Below are 17521 nucleotides of genomic sequence, written 5' to 3' on the forward strand. Positions count from 1 at the left end.
CGTGGCCGCTGAGCCCATAGGAGGTGAGTGGTACTCGTGCGCCACTACGAACTGGTCGTCATCCTCGAGCCGAGCCTCGACGAGCGCACCGTGGCCCCGTCCCTGGAGACGTTCCTCAACGTCGTCCGCAAGGACGGCGGCACCGTCGAGAACGTCGAGGTCTGGGGCCGTCGTCGCCTCAGCTACGAGATCGACAAGCACGCCGAGGGCATCTACGCCGTCCTCGACATCAACTGCGAGCCGGCCACCGTCAAGGAGATGGACCGGCAGCTCGCACTCAACGAGTCCGTGCTGCGGACCAAGGTCATGCGCCGCGACCCCGCCTTCGCCGGGCGTCGTGGCAAGGCCGGCGCTGCCTGATGGCCGGCGACACCGTCATCACCGTGGTCGGCAACCTCACTGCTGACCCGGAGCTGCGGTTCACGCCGTCGGGTGCCGCCGTCGCCAACTTCACCGTGGCGTCGACGCCGCGCACCTTCGACCGCCAGAGCGGCGAGTGGAAGGACGGCGAGGCCCTCTTCCTGCGCTGCAACATCTGGCGTCAGGCCGCGGAGAACGTCGCCGAGACGCTCACCCGCGGGGCACGCGTCATCGTGCAGGGTCGGCTCAAGCAGCGGTCCTTCGAGACCCGTGAGGGCGAGAAGCGCACCGTCATCGAGCTCGAGGTCGACGAGGTCGGCCCGTCCCTGCGCTACGCCACCGCGTCCGTCACCAAGGCCTCCCGGGGTTCCGGGGGCGGCGGTTACGGCGGTGGCGGCGGCAACGGTGGCGGCGGCTACGGCGGCGGTGGCTCCGGCGGGGGCTCCGGCTCCGGTGGGGGCTACGGCGGGGGCGACGACCCCTGGGCCTCCGCTCCGGCCGCCGGATCCTCCGGCGGCGGCAGCGGTGGCGGCTACGACGACGAGCCCCCGTTCTGACCTGGGCTTCCGCCCGCATCGACCTGTACGAATCGGCCCATCCGGCGCCCCTCGGCGCGGCGGGCCACCACGCCTGGAAGTGAAGGAATCATGGCGAAGCCGCCGATCCGCAAGCCGAAGAAGAAGGTCTGCACCTTCTGCAAGGACAAGAACCAGCTGATCGACTACAAGGACACGAACCTCCTGCGGAAGTACATCTCCGACCGCGGGAAGATCCGTGCGCGCCGGGTGTCGGGCAACTGCTCGCAGCACCAGCGCGACGTCGCCGTCGCGGTGAAGAACTCCCGCGAGATGGCGCTCCTGCCCTACACGTCGACCGCGCGCTGAGGGAGGACGACATGAAGCTCATCCTCACCGCCGACGTCGCCAACCTCGGCGGCCCCGGCGACACCGTCGAGGTCAAGGACGGCTACGGCCGCAACTTCCTGCTGCCCCGCGGCCTGGCGATCGTGGCCACCCGCGGCGCCCAGAAGCAGGTCGACACGATCCGCCGCACCCAGGAGGGCAAGCGGATCCGCGACCTGGACCACGCCAAGGAGGTCGCCGGGCAGATCCAGGGCCTCGGCACCGTCACGGTCAGCGGCAAGGCCGGCCAGGGCGGGCGTCTCTTCGGCTCGGTCACCCCGGCCGACATCGTCGCGGCCGTGCGCTCGCAGGGCGGCCCGAACCTCGACAAGCGGTTCGTCGCCATCTCCGGGCACATCAAGTCGACCGGCGACCACAAGGTCACGGTGCGCCTGCACCCCGACGTCGCGGTGGATCTCCCCCTCGACGTCCAGGGCGGCTGACGACCCGCTGACGGGTCGAGCTCCGCCTCGTCCCTCGAGCCACTTCGGGCCCGGACCGCACGACGGTCCGGGCCCGACGTGTGTCCGGACACGGCCCGACGAGTGTCCGGACACGGACCCGCCGGGGACCGCCGGCTCGACCCGTGCGCACCGCCGCTCCCCCGCCCGGCGAGCCCCGGCCCCCGCTCGGCTCGCGACGCTGCGCGACCGGGTGAACACCCGGGCGACACGCGGCGGACGACGCGCCGACGACTCCTTCATCCACTTGTTGTCCACAGCGCCCACAGGTCCCTCACCTGCGACGATCGTTCGAGATCATGGGTTGCCCACAGGTTGTCCCCACCTGCGTGCCCACCGCGGGGGTGTGCTCGGTGGACCGATCCCGGTGTTGTCCCCAGGGCGTCCCCAGGGCCTGTTGGAGCCCTGCACGACGGGGACCTAGCGTGCGGTCGACACGGTCGGGAGATCGTGTCAGCGCCGCCGGCCGGTCCGGTGTCGCCGGGGCTGTCGGTGGGCCCTGCTAGAACGTGTGTTCGACGGACGTGTCCCGCCGGGTACGCGTCCGAGGCGAGGGAGGGGACCGACGTGGCGGTACTGGACGATCGGGGGACGTCCGGACGGGGTCAGGACCGACAGGGGGCTGCGCCCACCGAGTTCGACCGGCAGCCACCCCAGGACCTCCCCGCCGAACAGTCGGTGCTCGGCGCGATCCTGCTCAGCAAGGACGCCATCGCCGACGTCATCGAGATGCTCAAGCCCGACGACTTCTACCGTCCGGCCCATCAGACGGTCTACGAGTGCGTCCTGGACCTCTACGGCCGCGGGGAGCCCGCCGACCCGGTCACCGTCTCCGCCGAGCTCGAGCGCCGCGGCGAGCTCCTGCGCATCGGCGGGGCGCCGTACCTGCACACCCTGATCGCCGCGGTGCCCACGGCCGCCAACGCCGGCTACTACGCCGAGATCGTCGCCGACCGCGCGATCCTGCGACGCCTCGTCGAGGCGGGCACGCGCATCGTGCAGCTCGGCTACCACGGGTCCGAGGGCGCGGACACCGACGACGTCGTCGACCGCGCCCAGGCCGCGGTCTACGAGGTCACCGACCGCCGCGTCACCGAGGACTACGTGGCCCTCGAGGACGTCCTCCAGCCGACGATGGACGAGATCGACGCCATCGCCTCGCGCGGTGGCGTGTCCTTCGGTGTGCCCACCGGCTTCACCGACCTCGACGACGTCACCAACGGCCTGCACGCGGGCCAGATGATCATCGTTGCGGCCCGTCCGGGCATCGGGAAGGCGCTCGCTCTGGACACACCGCTGGCGACGCCCGACGGCTGGACGACCATGGGATCGGTCCGGGTGGGCGACGTTCTCCTCGACGCTTCCGGCCGGCCGACACGCGTCGTGGCGGCCACCGAGGTCATGGCCGGTCGTCCCTGCTACGAGGTCGAGTTCTCGGACGGCACCGTGATCGTGGCCGATGAGCAGCACCAGTGGCTCACGGACACGAGGGCGTCCCGCCGGTCCGCGCACTTGCCCGCGCAGGTACGCACGACCGGAGAGATCGCCGCAACTCTGCGGTGCGCAACGGCCGACCGTCGGATCAACCACTCCGTGGCGGTCGCCGCGTCGCTGCAGTTGCCTGAGCGCGACCTCCCTGTCCCGCCGTACGCCCTCGGCGTCTGGCTGGGTGACGGCACGTCCGCATCCGCGTCGTTCACGAGCGCCGATCCGGAGATCGCCGCGCACGTCGAGGCCGAGGGGCTGGAGGCCCCGCTGGTCGGTCCTCTCCGGTACGGGCTCCGGCTTCCCGCCGACCCCCGGCCGGACGAGCGTCCGTGTGTCGTCTGCGGGGTGCTCTTCCGGCCCGCCACCTCTCAGGTCCGCACCTGCGGTCGCTCCTGTGGCGGGCGCGCCCGCTTCCTCTCTGCGCCGGTTCCGGCTCCCACGTGCCAGGACTGCGGGGGCCCCTCGTGCGGCCTCGTGCGGTGCCAGGCGTGCCGTGACCACCACGGCACGGTGCAGGCCCGGCTCCGAACTCTCGGTGTGCTCGGGGACAAGCACATCCCGGTGGAGTACCTCCGGGCGTCCGAGGCGCAGCGTCGCGCCCTCCTGGCCGGGCTCCTCGACACCGACGGCACCGTGCTTCCCACGGGTGTCCTCCAGTTCGCCGTCACCAACGCGAGACTGGCCGCCGATGTCGCCGAGCTGATCGCAAGCCTCGGGCTTCGTTGCTCGACCGTCACCACGAGGGTCCGGGGTCGCACCGAGAGCACGAGCACCGCCTACCTGGTGACGTTCTCGACCACCGAGGAAGTCTTCCGGCTCGAGCGCAAGCGCCTCGCCCACAAGGAGCGGCAGAGGGGGAAGGACGCCACCCGCACCGGGGTCCGGTACGTGGTCGACGTTCGCCGGACGACATCGGTGCCGGTTCGCTGCGTGGAGGTCGACAACACCGAGCACCTCTACCTCGCGGGCTCCTCGATGGTGCCGACGCACAACTCGACGCTGGGAATGGATTTCGCTCGCTCGGCGAGTATCAAACACGGCCTCACCTCCGCGTTCTTCTCGCTGGAGATGAGCCGCACCGAGATCGTCATGCGCCTGCTCTCGGCCGAGGCGAAGATCCGCCTGGCCGACATGCGCTCCGGGTCGATGACCGACGACGACTGGACGCGCCTCGCCCGGCGGATGAGCGAGATCAGCGAGGCGCCGATGTTCATCGACGACTCCCCCAATATGACGATCATGGAGATCCGGGCGAAGGCGCGGCGCCTCAAGCAGCGCCACGACCTGAAGTTGATCATCCTCGACTACATGCAGCTGATGACCTCGGGCAAGAAGGTCGAGTCCCGCCAGCAGGAGGTCTCGGAGTTCTCCCGTCAGCTCAAGCTGCTGGCCAAGGAGCTCGAGGTCCCGCTGGTCGCGATCAGCCAGCTCAACCGTGGACCCGAGCAGCGCACCGACAAGAAGCCCATGCTCTCCGACCTCCGCGAGTCGGGATCGCTGGAGCAGGACGCCGACATGGTCATGCTCATCAGCCGTCCCGACGCCTTCGAGCGCGACGACCCGCGCGCCGGCGAGGCCGACCTGATCCTGGCCAAGCACCGCAACGGCCCGACGGCCACCATCACCGTCGCCCACCAGCTGCACTACAGCCGGTTCAGCGACATCGCTCGGGGCTAGCGGGGAGGGGCCAGCCGGGAGGGGCCAGGCGGTCGGCCCGCAGCGGCCACACGATCGCCGCCAGCAGCGCGAGCAGCACGAGCACGAAGCCGATGGTCGCGGGCCACCCCGCGACGCCGTAGGCCACGCCACCGAGCGTCCCGCCGACGGACGAGCCGACGTAGAAGGCGCCGAGGTACAGACCCGAGGCGACGGCGCGGCCGTGCTCGGCGCGGCGGCCGACCCAGGCACTGGCGACGGTGTGCGCGGCGAAGAAGCCGACGGTCAGCAGGGCGAGGCCGGCGATCACGACGCCCAGCCACGTCGTCAGCATGGCGGCCGCGCCGAGGGCGGCCACCCCGGCCGCCCCGAGGAGGACGGGCCGGGGGCCGAGGCGGTCGGCGAGGCGGCCGGCGCGGGTCGAGGTGGCGGTGCCGACGGCGTAGAGCACGAAGACGAAGCCGACCACGAGCGCGGGCAACCGGAACGGCGCGCCGAGCAGCAGGAACGTCACGTAGTTGTAGGCGCAGACGAACACGCCCATGGCGAGCAGGCCGACGGCGTAGAAGCGGCGCAGGACGGGGTCGCGGAGGTGGGCACGGGCGGCGCCGAGCAGCTCCCCCACGCCGACGGGGCGCGGGCGGAAGCGGCGTGAGACGGGCAGCACCAGCACGAACGCGACGAGGAAGGCGCCCGACACCAGCGCGATCCCGCCGAGGGCCCAGCGCCACGACCCGGTGAGGTCGGCGATCGCGCTGACGATGATCCGCCCGCCGAAGCCGCCGACCGAGTTGCCCGCGATGTAGAGGCCCATCGCGCCGCCGAGGTGCTCGCCGTCGATCTCGTCGGCGAGGTAGGCCATGCCGACCGCGGGCAGCCCGGCCAGCGCGAGTCCCTCGAGCCCGCGCAGCACCAGCAGCAGCGCGAACCCGGGGGCGACGGCGGCGGCGAGGCCGAACACGACCGCGGCGGCCAGCGAGCCGACCATCACCGGACGACGACCCCAGCGCTCCGACAGGGCGCTCGCGGGGATGACGCCGACCGCGAGCGCGGCGGTCGTGACCGAGATCGACAACGACGCCGTGCCGGGCGTGATGCCGTAGGCGTCGACGAGCGCCGGCAGCAGCGGCTGGGTCGCGTAGAGCAGCGCGAACGTCGTGAACCCCGCGCAGAACAGGCCGACCGCGATCGGGCGGAAGCCGGGGTCACCACGGCGCAGCGCCGCCGGGCGCGCAACGACCACCGGCGACGACATCGTTGTCGAGGCTAACCGTCAGGGGCGCCCGGACGCGCGGTCTCCTGCGTCACGGGTCGACTGCGCTCCCCTCCGTCTCCTGCGTCACCCACGCCAGATACGGCCCGTGTCCACCGACGACGGGCAGGACGAGCACCTCGGGCACGTCGTAGGTGTGCTCCGCGACGAGCCGGGCGGTGAGGTCGTCGACACGTGCGAGGTCGGTCTTGAGCCAGAGCTGCCACTCCTCCTCGACCGACGCGGCGCCCTCCCAGCGGAACACGCTGCGCACCGGTCCGGCGATCTGCACGCAGGCCGCGAGCCGGGCGTCGACGAGCACGCGGGACAGACGGTCCGCCTCGTCGGCGGAGTCGGTGGTGGTGAGGACGACGCGGGCGGTCGTCGCGTCAGGGGTCATCGGCCAGGCCTCCCGGCGCCGGTGGATGCGAGCTGGTGGATCCGTGCTGGGTCCGTGTCACGATGCGGCGATGTTCCTCGTCACGGGCGCCACGGGCTTCGTCGGGTCGGCCGTGGTCGCGCTGCTGCACGATCGGGGCCACGCGGTGCGCGCCGTCGTGCGCGACCCGGCGCGCGCGGACGTCCTGCCCGACGGCGTGGAACGGGTCGCCGCCGACCTCGCCGACGGCGAGGCCCTGGTGCGCGCGATGGACGGCTGCGAGAGCGTCTTCCACCTGGCCGCGGCGGTGGGCGCGCCGGGTCCGGAGGCGCACGAGCTCAACGTCGGCGGCACCGCGCGGGTGGTCGACGCCGTCCGGCGCGCCGGGGTGCGCCGGCTCGTGCACACCTCGACCAGCGCGGCGATCTGCGTGCCGGATCCCGACGGTCCGGGGTGCGTGATCGACGAGGACGCCGCCGGGGGCACCGAGCTCACCGACCCGTACTCGACGACCAAGGCCGAGGCCGAGGCCGTCGTGCTCGACGCGGTGGGCGCCGGCGGCATCGACGCCGTCGTCGCGACCGTCGTCAACGTGTACGGCCCCTCGCCGCGCGGGCCCCTGAGCTACAACCAGCTCCTCGCGGCGGCGGCGCGGGGGGCGGTCGGCGCCATCGTCGACACCCGCGTCGGCTGGGTGCTCGCCGAGGATGTTGCCGAGGGCCAGCTGCTCGTCCACGACGGCGGGGAGACGGGCCGTCGCCACGTCCTGTGCGGGGAGGTCGCCTCGTTCCCGGAGGTGCTCGACACCTACTGCGTGGCGGCGGGCAGCCCGCACCGGGTCCGAGCGCTGCCCGAGGGCTCCGAGCTGCCGGAGGGCGCGCCGCCCTTCGCCGACCGGTCGGTGGTCTACGGCCGGATCGGGGGCTACCGGGTGCGGGACGACCGGGCCCGGGCGCTGGGGTTCGCGCCCCGGGGGATCGCCGAGGGGCTCGCGCTGACGGCCCGGTGGATGCCCGCGACGTGATCCGATCTCCGGACGTCTGCGCCCCGGGGATGGGACATCGGACACGCGCCCCGACGCGTGGCGGCCGGGGATGCCACGCTGGTGGTCACGGCTGGACCGAACACGGCCGGAAAGGGTGAGCACATGACCGACGACACCGCTGTCGAGACGGGATCCGTGGCTGCCTCCGGAGAGTTCACGCTCGGCGACGACCTGCGGGTGCGTCGCCTCGGGTACGGCGCCATGCGCCTGACCGGCGAGGGCATCTGGGGACCCCCCAAGGACCCGGAGAACGCGGTAGCGGTCCTGCGACGGGCGATCGAGCTCGGCGTCGACTTCGTCGACACCGCGGACTCCTACGGCCCCTACGTCAGCGAGGAGCTCATCCGGGAGGCGCTGTACCCGTACCGCGGGATCACCGTCGCCACCAAGGCGGGCCTGCTGCGCACCGGACCGAACCGCTGGATCCCCTGCGGGCGCCCGGAGTACCTGCGCCAGGAGGCCGAGATGAGCCTGCGCCGCCTCGGCGTGGAGACGCTCGACCTCTTCCAGCTCCACCGCGTCGACCCGCACGTCGCCGCCGACGAGCAGTTCGGTCTGCTCGCCGACCTCCAGCGCGAGGGCAAGGTCCGCGAGGTCGGCCTGAGCCAGGTCTCCGTCGCGGAGATCGAGGCGGCCGGACGCATCGTCGACGTCGCCTCGGTGCAGAACCGCTACAACCTCGTCGACCGCTCCTCGGACGACGTGCTGCGCCACTGCACCGCGCACGGCATCGGGTTCATCCCGTGGGCCCCGGCCGACGCCGGCAAGCTCGCCGAGCCGGGCCACGCCGCGGCGCGTGCCGCCGACGCGCTGGGTGCGACGCCGGCGCAGGTCGCGCTGGCGTGGCTGCTGCAGCGCAGCTCGGTGATGCTGCCCATCCCGGGCACCAGCTCGCTGGAGCACCTCGCGGAGAACTGCGCGGCCGCGACCCTCGAGCTCGACCGCGACACCGTCGCGACGCTGGACGCCGCCGGCGCCTGACGTCGAGGGTCCGGGCCGGGCGCGTCAGGTCCCCGTGCGCAGCACGGGGCGGGCGCGCTCGGCGTCGCGGCGTGCGCGCCGGTCGCGGAGACGGGCCACGACGCCCGTCGGGGGCTCCGGGTGCTCGCCGCGCTCCACACGTTCGGCGGCGCCCACGATGCGTCGCTCCATGCCGCCGAAGACCAGGGCATGGAACGGCGCGATGACGTACCAGTAGGCATGGCCGGCGAGCCCGTGCGGGAAGAAGATCGCGCGCTGCCGGTAGATCGAGCCGTCCTCGGTGGGGGTGACCCGCAGCTCGAGCCACGCGAGGCCCGGCGCCTTCATCTCCGCGCGCAGGCGCAGCAGCCGCTCGCCCGGGGCCAGCGCGGTCTCGTCGGGGTCGAGACGCGAGTCCCCCTCGTCGACGCACTCCTCGACGCGCCACCAGTCGAGGGCGTCGCCGACCTTGAGCGAGTCGGCGTCCCGCCGGCCCCGGCGCAGACCAACCCCCCCGACGAGCCGGTCCATCACCCCGCGCGCCCACCAGCCGAGCGGGAACGAGTACCAGCCGCGCTCGCCGCCGATGCCGGTGACGACGTGCCACACGTGGTCGGCCGACGCGGACGCGTGGCGCTCGCGGCAGTCGGTGTAGACGGTGCCGCCCGCCCACGCGGGGTCCGACGGCAACGGGTCCGACGGCGCGTACGTCGCGTTCGCCCCCGACCAGCGCGTCTCCACCTGGCCGGAGCTGATCCGCTGCAGCGCCAGGGAGACGGCGCGGTGGAACCCGGTGAGCCCGCCCTCGGGCGGCGCCACGAACTGGTCGATGTCGTGCTCGGCGGCGACGACCTCGTGTACGAGCGAGTCGATGAGGGGCACGGCCGTCGAGCGGGGCACCGGGGTCACGAGGTTGACCCAGTGCGACGACAGACGCGGGGTCAGAACCGGAACCGGCAGCATCGTCCGTCGCGGCAGCTCCGCGACCTCGGCGAAGCCCTCCATCATCTCCAGGTAGGTCAGGACGTCGGGTCCGCCGATGTCGAACGTCCGGTTGATCTCGGGCGGCAGCGTCACCGCCTTGACCAGGTAGTGCAGGACGTCGCGGATGGCGATGGGCTGGACGCGGTGGTGCACCCACGACGGCGTGAGCATCACGGGCAGGCGCTCGGTGAGGTAGCGCAGCATCTCGAAGCTCGCCGACCCCGACCCGAGGATCACCGCCGCCTGCAGGATGACGGTCGGGACGCCCGAGCGCAGGAAGGTCTCGCCGACCTCGGCGCGCGACGCGAGGTGCTCGGAGAGCTCGACGCCCTCGGGGTGCATGCCGCCGAGATAGACGATCCGCGACACGCCGGCCTCGCGGGCGGCCTGCGCGCTGATCAGTGCGGCGCGGCGGTCGACGGCGGCGAAGCCGCTCTCGGAGAGCGAGTGCACGAGGTAGTACAGGACGTCGGCGCCCTCGCAGGCGCGGCGCATCGACTCCTCGTCCAGGACGTCGCCCGCGACGATCTCCACCTGTTGCGCCCACGGGGTGTCGCGCATCTTCGCGGGGTCGCGCACGACGCAGCGCACGTCGTGGCCCTCCGCCGCCAGGCGTGGGGCGAGGCGCCCGCCGATGTATCCCGTCGCTCCGGTCACCACGCATCGCACGGGTCGATCGTGGTGCCTGCGCGCCCCGCCCGCAGTGTCGGACCGCGGGTGCGGTGCGGCTCCGGTTCGACCGGGGCCTCCTCCCGAAACCCCCGGGCACTCCAGGGAGTGACACCCGGCCGGGGGATCCGTCGGCGTGTCGCGGGCGAATGGCCGTGTCGGCGGGATTCGGGCCCCAAGTCCTCTCCAGTGGCTGCCGTTGAGGAAGCCAGATGCTCGACGTCATTCGGCCGTTCGGCGGCTACGACGACGGGCCGATGGATCAGTAGTCGGGGAGGTCGAAGTGTGGGTGTGGCGTGACGACCTGGGGTCCGGAGGAGCGCTCGGCGGAGCCGGCGGGTGGCGACTGGACGGGAACAACACGTGGGTGTGGGAAGAGCCCTCGCCGCTCGACCGGCCGGGGGCCGGTACGGGTGCGCTGCGGGGCTATGCCGGCGGGGTCGGGAGCGCTCCCGCCGTCGACCAGCGACGGCCGGAACGGCGCACGGGGCGGCCGGTCGGTGACCGGGCGCTGGCAACGCTCGGGGACGACCCGACGCCGATCTTCCACGAGCTGAGCGTCGACCGGTCGCGGAACATCCCGCGGCCGTCGTGGCGCGACCGCGACCGGGACGCGGTGCACGTCCCGGAGCCGCACCCGGGCTCCGGCGCGCTGCCGATCCAGGACGAGGAGTGGGCGCAGCACCGCGGACGCGGTCTGCGCGAGGTGCCGACCGTGCCCCCGCCGCCGGCCCCCGAGGCCGCGGAGAACCCGGAGGACGAGCTGCGGCGCCGCGCCGAGCGCCGTCGCCGCCCGATGGGCGAGAGCCGCGAGGACGCGGGACGCGAGGGCGGGCGCCACACCTGGCGCCGCGAGGAGACCCGGTCGGGGCGGCACGCGCTGCGTCGCTGACGCCGCCGACGGGTACCGGTCCGTCGGGTCGCCCGTCCCGGGCGGCCCGGCGCTCCGGGCGGACGCCGCCGAACGGCAGCAACGGCCGGAGCTATGCTGCGGCACCCGCGCGGACCCGTCGGTCCTCCGGCGTGCCCGGTCCCGCCGTCGTCGTCGCGCCCCGTGGAGGTCGCTTCCGTGCTCATCCGTCGTCTCGCCCGGCCCCTGCTGGCCGCCATCTTCATCAAGGGCGGGGTCGACACCCTGCTCAACCCCGAGCCGCGGGTGCAGAAGGCCACCCCGCTGCTGGAGAAGGCCGCACCGAGCCTGCCGGACCAGGTCCCGTCCGAGCCCCACCAGCTGGTCAAGATCGACGCCGGCGTCAAGATCGGGGCCGGGGTGCTGCTGGCCGTCAACAAGTTCCCACGGCTGGCCTCGCTGGCCCTGGCCGGGACCCTGGTGCCGACCACCGTCGCGGGTCACCCGTTCTGGGAGAAGTCCGACCCGGCGGAGAAGGCGGCCGACCAGCAGCAGTTCCTCAAGAACCTCAGCATCCTCGGCGGGCTGATCCTGGCCGCGGTGGACACCGAGGGGAAGCCGTCGCTGGGCTGGCGTGGCCGCCGTGCCGCCCGCAAGATCGCCGAGAAGACGAGCGACCTCACCGACCAGACCGAGGGCACCGGCGACAAGGTGCGCCAGACCCTCACCGACAGCGTGGACGTCGCGATCGGCAAGTTCGCGGCCTGACTCGGGCGAGCGCAGCGACGGGTCCGTGTGAAGCGCCACGGGGACCGCCGGAGACGGCGGTCCCCTGCGCGGGCGATCCCGCCCGCGCCGAGCCCCTAGGGTGGCGTCCGTGTGGACGAACTGGTCCGGAGGCCAGCAGTGCCGGCCGATCGCGACGGTGCGCCCGCTCGACGACAGCGGCGTGTCGGCGGTGGTGCGGCGCGCCGCGGAGCGGGGCCAGACCGTCCGGCCGATCGGCGCCGGGCACTCCTTCAGCGCGCTCGCTGTCACCGACGGCGTCCATGTCGACCTCTCCGCGTTCCGCGGGGTCACCGGGATCGGCGGGCGCCCCGGCCGGCCGACGGTCCGCGTCCGGGCCGGCACCACGGTCGGTGAACTGCACGAGGAGCTCGCGTCCCGGGACCTCGCGCTCGAGGCGCCGCTCGAGCTCGCCGCCCCGACCGTCGGGGGCGCGCTCGCCGTCGGCATGCACGGCAGCGGGACCGCGCACGGCTCGTTGTCCGCGGCCGTGGCGGGGCTCCGTCTCGTCGACGGCCGGGGCCGCCTGCGGGACGTCACCGTCGCCGACCTCGACGGCGCCCGCACCTCGCTGGGCGCCCTGGGCATCGTGGTCGAGGCCGAGCTCGCGGTCGTCCCGGCCGGACGGGTCCGGGTGACGCGCGCGCCGCGCCCCGTCGAGGAGGTCCTCGACCCGGCGTTCTGGGCGGAGCACCCGGTGGCCGAGGCCGCGGTGTTCCCGTCGGCGGGCACGGCGCTGACCCGTTGGGCGGAGCCGCTGCCCGAGCACGCCGACACCGGGGACACCGACGAGGACACCGAGGCCGAGGAGCCCGAGCGCAGCCTCGGGGTCACCGTGGCCGGCGCCACCGGACGCACCGCGCTCGGGGGCGCGGTGGTCGTCGAGCGGGCCCTGCCCCGCCTCGTCCCGCGGTTCAACCGCGCGGTCTCGCGGCTCGCGCGCCGGGTCTCGGCGACCGGCCCGATGCACCGGGTGCTGTCCAGCCCGCCCGCGGTCCGCTACGAGCAGACCGAGTGGGCGCTGCCCCGGGCGGCGCTCGCCGAGGGGGCCCGGGAGCTGTTCGCCGCGCTCACCGACGACCACCTCGAGGTCGGGCTCCCGGTCCGGCTGCGCGTCGGCGCGCCCGAGTCCGGCTGGCTGCACCCCTCCCACGATCGCCCGACGGCCTGGGTGGCCGTGCGGGTGCCGCGCGGCACCGACCACGCCCCGGTGCTCGAGCGGGCCTACCGGGTGCTGCGCGCCCACGGCGGGCGCCCGCACTGGGCGTCGCGCTCCGACTGGACGGTCGAGGACACCGCCCGCGCCTACCCGCGCCTGCCCGACTTCCGGCGGGTGCGCGACGACTACGACCCGGACCGGGTGTTCGCCACCCCCGCACTGGCGGCGGTGCTGGGCGACTGATCTCCGTCGTCGTCGTCCAGGTCCTCGGCGGCCCCGAGATCGATCGCGAGCCCGACGACCGCCTGGTCGATACGGCGCAGGAGGCGAGCCACCCCGAGCATCGTCGTGCGCCGGTGGGGATCGTCGGTGGACCGCGCGGCGTGCTCCTCCGCGGCGTCGACGAGACGCTCGGCGGAGCGGGCCCGGACCTGCCCGCCGTCCGAGGCGCGCTTCCCGCGCACGAGGACGTCGCGCAGCCCGTCGAGGTTCGCCCGCACCTGCTCGGACGCCGGTACGAGCGTGGCGGCCCAGCTCGGGTCGGTGACGTGGTCGGCGCTGCGGGCGAGCGAGCGCGCGTAGACGTCGCAGACCACCAGCACCCGCAGGCCCCGCTGGTAGCTCGACCGCGCCCGCCGGCGGGCCAGCGGGGCGGCCAGCGGCTGGGCGCGCTGGCGCAGGGTGACCAGCGCGTCGTCCATCGCCCGCACGCCCTCGCGTCGGGAGGTCGCCGTCGCGCGGCCCACCAGCCGGTCGGTGGCGTCGGCGAGCACCTGGTCGATCGCGTCGACGAGCTCGCCCACCGCTTCCCCGAAGGCCGCGCGCGTCCCCCGCGGCAGCACGAGGAAGGCGGCGACGACGCTCGCCGCCGCCCCGATCGCGGTCTCCTCGATCCGCAGCACGAGCACCTCGACGCTGAACTGGCCGATGAGGCCGTAGACGAGCGCCAGCACCGCGGTGATCCAGAAGGCGAGCATCGCCGGCGAGATGCGCACCAGGTAGAGGGCGAGGAAGACGCCGACGAACAGCAGCACGATCGACAGCACCTGGTTGTCGCCCACCAGCGCGGCGAGCCCCATGCCGGCGACCACGCCGCCGATCGTGCCGACGACCCGGCCCCAGCCGCGGGTGAGCAGGTCGCCGCGGCTGTTGGTGCCGGCGAACACGACGAACGCGGCGATCACCGCCCAGTACCAGCGTGACGGCGCGATCGACTCGCTGACGACGATCGCCAGTGTCGCCGCCACGCCGACCTGCACGGCCTGGCGCGTCGTGACCGCGATCCCGCCCGCGGGGCGCGGCGGCTCCTCCTCGGGCCGCACGTCGTCCTCGGCAGGGCGCCGCTCGGGCACGTCGACGGTGCTCCCCGGTTCCGGCCGGTCGGCCAGGGCGTCCGGCGACGGGGCGCCGCCGGCCGGTGTCGCCGCGTCCCGACGTCCCGGCGCCGAGGCGGGCGACGGGGCGTCGAGCTGCGCGTGGTGGATCGCGTCGGCCACCCGCCGGATGGCGAAGGCCGTGCGCTGCACGCGCTCCCGGCCGGCACGGGTGTCCGCAACGAGCCCGGCCACCGCGGCCCGGGCGTCCGCGGCCGCCTCGAGGATCGTCGCCTGGTCGGTGCCGGCTCCCAACGCGGTGCGCAGGTGGCCCACGCCGGTGCGCAGGGCCGCGACGACGATCGGGTCCAGGGGCTCGGGCGGCCCGTCGGCGGGCGGCAGGGCCAGACGCCGCACGACCACCGAGAGGCGCTCGAGGGCGAGCTCCGCGTCCGCCACCCGCAGCGCGAGCGTGTCGTCGTCGAGGCCCGGCCAGACGCGACCGGCGGTGGTCTGCTCGAGGGCGTCCTCCACGAGCAGGGCCACCTCCTGCAGCCGCGCGCGGGCCCGCCGGACGCCCTCGAGGTCGCCCTCGTCCGGACCCCCGCGCGACAGCTCCACCAGCACGTCGTCGATCTCGCCGACCAGCGCGTGGGCGCGCGCCCGGAAGGCCGTCACCATCCGCCGCAGCGTCCGAGCGGGACGCTCCGCGAAGACGACCCCGCGCAGCAGCAGCGTGGACGAGACGCCCACGAGCACCGCGACCAGCAGCCACGGCACCTGCGCGGGCGTGACCTTGAGGAACTGGGTGAAGAAGAAGGGCATGAACGCGGCCATGCCGAGCGCGAAGCCGCGCGGCCCGTAGCGGCGGACCCAGACCGCAACCATCATGACCGCGACGAACGCGACCGCGGACGCGATCGGGTAGGGCGACAGGAACGCCCCCGCCACGGTGCTCGCCGCCGCGGGCAGGATCAGGAGCGCCGTGGTCGTGCGCCGGCGCGCCAGGGTGGGCTCGTTGACGGCGAGGTTCGAGATCATCGCCAGGACGCCGGTGAACAGCAGGACCGTGACGGGCTCGGACCGGTCGAGCAGCGCGCGCAGGGCGGCCACCACCGCGACCCCGACGATCATGGCCGTGACGGCGATCGCGGCCAGGCGCAGGCGCGTCAGGCCGGGGTCGACGCCGGCGAGCCAGGTGCGGAGGTCGAAGGATCGCCGCGCTCGTCGCCCGTCGCCTGCCACCGCTCCTCCGTCCGGGACGCTGCGCGCGAGTCTCGCACGGTGGGCCCGCCGCAGGCCGATCTCGACAGGGTTACCGCGGAGTAATACTCTTCGGTTACCGGCCGGTAGAGGACGCCGACCGCACACCACGTGGTGAACAGGAGCGAGGCGGGATGGGCCACTACAGGGCGAACGTCCGCGACATCGAGTTCAACCTCTTCGAGGTCTTCCGCGTCCAGGACCGCTTCGGTTCCGGGCCCTTCGCGGACGCCGACGAGGAGACCGCCCGCGCCCTGCTGGGCGAGGTGGCGGCGATGGCGGAGGGGCCGCTGGCCGACTCCTACGAGTCCGGCGACCGCAACCCGGTGCGCTTCGACCCGCAGACCCACACCGCCCACCTCGACGAGGGCATCAAGAAGTCGTTCCACACGCTGTGGGACGGCGAGTGGTGGCGGCTCTCGGCCGACAACGAGATCGGCGGCATGGGCGTCCCGCCCACCGTCCAGTGGGCCGCCGGCGAGATGATCCTCGGCGCCAACGCCCCGGTCTTCATGTACATGGCCGGCCCGAACTTCGCCTCGGTCGTCTACCGCAACGGCACCGAGCAGCAGAAGCACTGGGCGCAGCTCATGGTCGACCGCGGCTGGGGCGCCACCATGGTGCTCACCGAGCCCGACGCGGGCTCCGACGTGGGCGCCGGCCGCACCAAGGCTCGCGACAACGGCGACGGCACCTGGTCGATCGAGGGCGTCAAGCGCTTCATCACGTCGGGCGACGCCGGCGACCTCAACGAGAACATCATGCACCTGGTGCTCGCCCGCCCCGAGGGCGCGAGGGCCGGCACCAAGGGCCTGTCGCTGTTCCTCGTCCCCAAGTTCCACTTCGACCCCGAGACCGGCGAGCCGGGCGAGCGCAACGGCGCCTTCGTCACGAACGTCGAGCACAAGATGGGTCTCAACGCCTCGGCGACCTGCGAGGTCACCTTCGGCGGCAACGGCGTCCCGGCCACCGGCTGGCTGCTCGGCGAGGTCCACGACGGCATCGCCCAGATGTTCCAGGTCATCGAGTACGCCCGGATGATGGTCGGAACCAAGGCCATCGGCACGCTCTCCACGGGCTACCTGCGGGCGCTGGAGTACGCGAAGGAGCGCATCCAGGGCGCGGACCTCACGCGCCAGACGGACAAGACCGCGCCGCGCGTGCCGATCACCAACCACCCGGACGTGCGCCGCAGCCTGATGCTGCAGAAGGCGTACGCCGAGGGCCTGCGCGCCGTCTACACCTTCACGTCGACCTACCAGGACGTCGTCCGCTTCGGCGAGGCCCCGGAAGCAGATCGGGGTGCCGTCTCCGCCGAGGACATCACCCTCGCGGAGAAGGTCAACGACCTGCTGCTGCCCATCGTCAAGGGCGTCGGCTCCGAGCGGGCGTCGGAGCAGCTGATCCAGTCGCTGCAGACCCTCGGCGGCTCGGGCTACCTGCAGGACTACCCGATCGAGCAGTACATCCGCGACGCCAAGATCGACTCGCTGTACGAGGGCACCACGGCGATCCAGGCGCAGGACTTCTTCTTCCGCAAGATCGTCCGGGACAACGGCCAGGCGCTGATGCACGTCGCCGGCCAGGTCCAGGCGTTCCTCGACGCCGAGGGCGGGAACGGTCGGCTCAAGGAGGAGCGCCAGCTCCTCGCCACGGCGCTGGGCGACGTCCAGGCGATGCTCGGCAGCATGGTCGGCTACCTGACCTCCTCGCAGGAGGACGCCACCAACCTCTACAAGGTCGGCCAGCACGCGGTCCGCTTCCTGATGAGCGTGGGCGACATGCTCATCGGCTGGCTGCTCCTGCGCCAGGCCGAGGTGGCGGGCGAGGTGCTCGACGCCGGCACGGCCGGGCGCGACCGGAACTTCTACGAGGGCAAGATCGCCGTCGCGCGCTTCTTCGCCCGCAACGTGCTGCCCGAGCTCAGCTCCCGCCGCACGATCGTCGAGGGCGCCGAGAACTCGATCATGGAGCTCGACGTCGCCTCGCTGTGA

The 17521-nt window shown here is 73.6% G+C and carries 15 protein-coding genes; 11 read left to right on the forward strand and 4 right to left on the reverse strand.

Going from position 1 to position 17521, the window contains the following annotated elements; translation table 11 throughout:
* The first annotated feature begins 27 nt into the window (after nt 1-27).
* From rpsF to dnaB, 5 genes are all read left to right on the forward strand, one after another.
* Nucleotides 28-360: a 30S ribosomal protein S6 gene (rpsF, locus tag PH189_RS27985; protein WP_274192140.1), complete on the forward strand. Its 333-nt coding sequence runs from the start codon at nt 28-30 to the stop codon at nt 358-360.
* Nucleotides 360-917, forward strand: a complete 558-nt coding sequence (locus PH189_RS27990) for a single-stranded DNA-binding protein (protein ID WP_274192141.1) — start codon at nt 360-362, stop codon at nt 915-917. The genes rpsF and PH189_RS27990 overlap by 1 nt, the downstream gene beginning before the upstream one ends.
* A 90-nt stretch (nt 918-1007) precedes the next feature.
* Nucleotides 1008-1244, forward strand: coding sequence for a 30S ribosomal protein S18 (rpsR, locus tag PH189_RS27995; RefSeq protein WP_274192142.1), 237 nt, complete (start codon nt 1008-1010; stop codon nt 1242-1244).
* 11 nt (nt 1245-1255) lie between these two features.
* Nucleotides 1256-1705: a 50S ribosomal protein L9 gene (gene rplI, locus PH189_RS28000; RefSeq protein WP_274192143.1), complete on the forward strand. Its 450-nt coding sequence runs from the start codon at nt 1256-1258 to the stop codon at nt 1703-1705.
* A 585-nt stretch (nt 1706-2290) separates the two neighbouring features.
* A complete protein-coding gene (gene dnaB / locus PH189_RS28005; RefSeq protein WP_378015043.1) occupies nt 2291-4888 on the forward strand; it encodes a replicative DNA helicase in 2598 nt (865 codons plus the stop codon).
* On the opposite strand, the gene PH189_RS28010 is transcribed toward dnaB, so the two are convergent.
* Nucleotides 4866-6122, reverse strand: a complete 1257-nt coding sequence (locus PH189_RS28010) for an MFS transporter (protein WP_274192144.1) — start codon at nt 6120-6122, stop codon at nt 4866-4868. The genes dnaB and PH189_RS28010 overlap by 23 nt on opposite strands.
* A 49-nt stretch (nt 6123-6171) precedes the next feature.
* On the reverse strand, nt 6172-6519 hold the full coding sequence (cutA, locus tag PH189_RS28015) for a divalent-cation tolerance protein CutA (RefSeq protein ID WP_274192145.1): 348 nt from the start codon (nt 6517-6519) through the stop codon (nt 6172-6174).
* A 70-nt stretch (nt 6520-6589) separates the two neighbouring features.
* Here cutA and PH189_RS28020 point away from each other — a divergent pair, with 70 nt between their 5' ends.
* Both PH189_RS28020 and PH189_RS28025 read left to right on the forward strand, forming a co-directional pair.
* Nucleotides 6590-7522: an NAD-dependent epimerase/dehydratase family protein gene (locus PH189_RS28020; RefSeq protein WP_274192146.1), complete on the forward strand. Its 933-nt coding sequence runs from the start codon at nt 6590-6592 to the stop codon at nt 7520-7522.
* A 123-nt stretch (nt 7523-7645) separates the two neighbouring features.
* Nucleotides 7646-8524, forward strand: a complete 879-nt coding sequence (locus PH189_RS28025; protein WP_274192147.1) for an aldo/keto reductase — start codon at nt 7646-7648, stop codon at nt 8522-8524.
* Nucleotides 8525-8548: 24 nt separating this feature from the next.
* Here PH189_RS28025 and PH189_RS28030 read toward each other — a convergent pair whose 3' ends face one another.
* Nucleotides 8549-10156, reverse strand: coding sequence for an SDR family oxidoreductase (locus PH189_RS28030; protein WP_274192148.1), 1608 nt, complete (start codon nt 10154-10156; stop codon nt 8549-8551).
* A gap of 289 nt (nt 10157-10445) precedes the next feature.
* On the opposite strand from PH189_RS28030, the gene PH189_RS28035 reads away from it, so the two are divergent.
* The 3 genes from PH189_RS28035 (at nt 10446) to PH189_RS28045 (ending at nt 13194) form a co-directional block, all read left to right on the forward strand.
* Nucleotides 10446-11048 carry a hypothetical protein gene (locus PH189_RS28035; RefSeq protein ID WP_274192149.1) on the forward strand — a complete coding sequence of 201 codons (603 nt, stop codon included), beginning with the start codon at nt 10446-10448 and terminating at the stop codon, nt 11046-11048.
* Between the two features lie 177 nt (nt 11049-11225).
* Nucleotides 11226-11774 carry a DoxX family protein gene (locus PH189_RS28040; protein WP_274192150.1) on the forward strand — a complete coding sequence of 183 codons (549 nt, stop codon included), beginning with the start codon at nt 11226-11228 and terminating at the stop codon, nt 11772-11774.
* Between the two features lie 109 nt (nt 11775-11883).
* Nucleotides 11884-13194 carry a D-arabinono-1,4-lactone oxidase gene (locus PH189_RS28045; protein WP_274192151.1) on the forward strand — a complete coding sequence of 437 codons (1311 nt, stop codon included), beginning with the start codon at nt 11884-11886 and terminating at the stop codon, nt 13192-13194.
* On the opposite strand, the gene PH189_RS28050 is transcribed toward PH189_RS28045, so the two are convergent.
* Entirely contained in the window at nt 13137-15509 is a 2373-nt protein-coding gene (locus PH189_RS28050; RefSeq protein ID WP_274192152.1) for an FUSC family protein, read from the reverse strand. The two genes, PH189_RS28045 and PH189_RS28050, sit on opposite strands and share 58 nt — an antisense overlap.
* A gap of 152 nt (nt 15510-15661) precedes the next feature.
* Between PH189_RS28050 and PH189_RS28055 the strand changes: the two genes are divergently transcribed.
* Complete coding sequence (locus PH189_RS28055) at nt 15662-17521, forward strand: acyl-CoA dehydrogenase (protein ID WP_274192153.1); 1860 nt, start codon at nt 15662-15664, stop codon at nt 17519-17521.

Origin of the sequence: Actinomycetospora chibensis, assembly GCF_028737215.1 — a bacterium.
GTDB lineage: Bacteria > Actinomycetota > Actinomycetes > Mycobacteriales > Pseudonocardiaceae > Actinomycetospora > Actinomycetospora chibensis.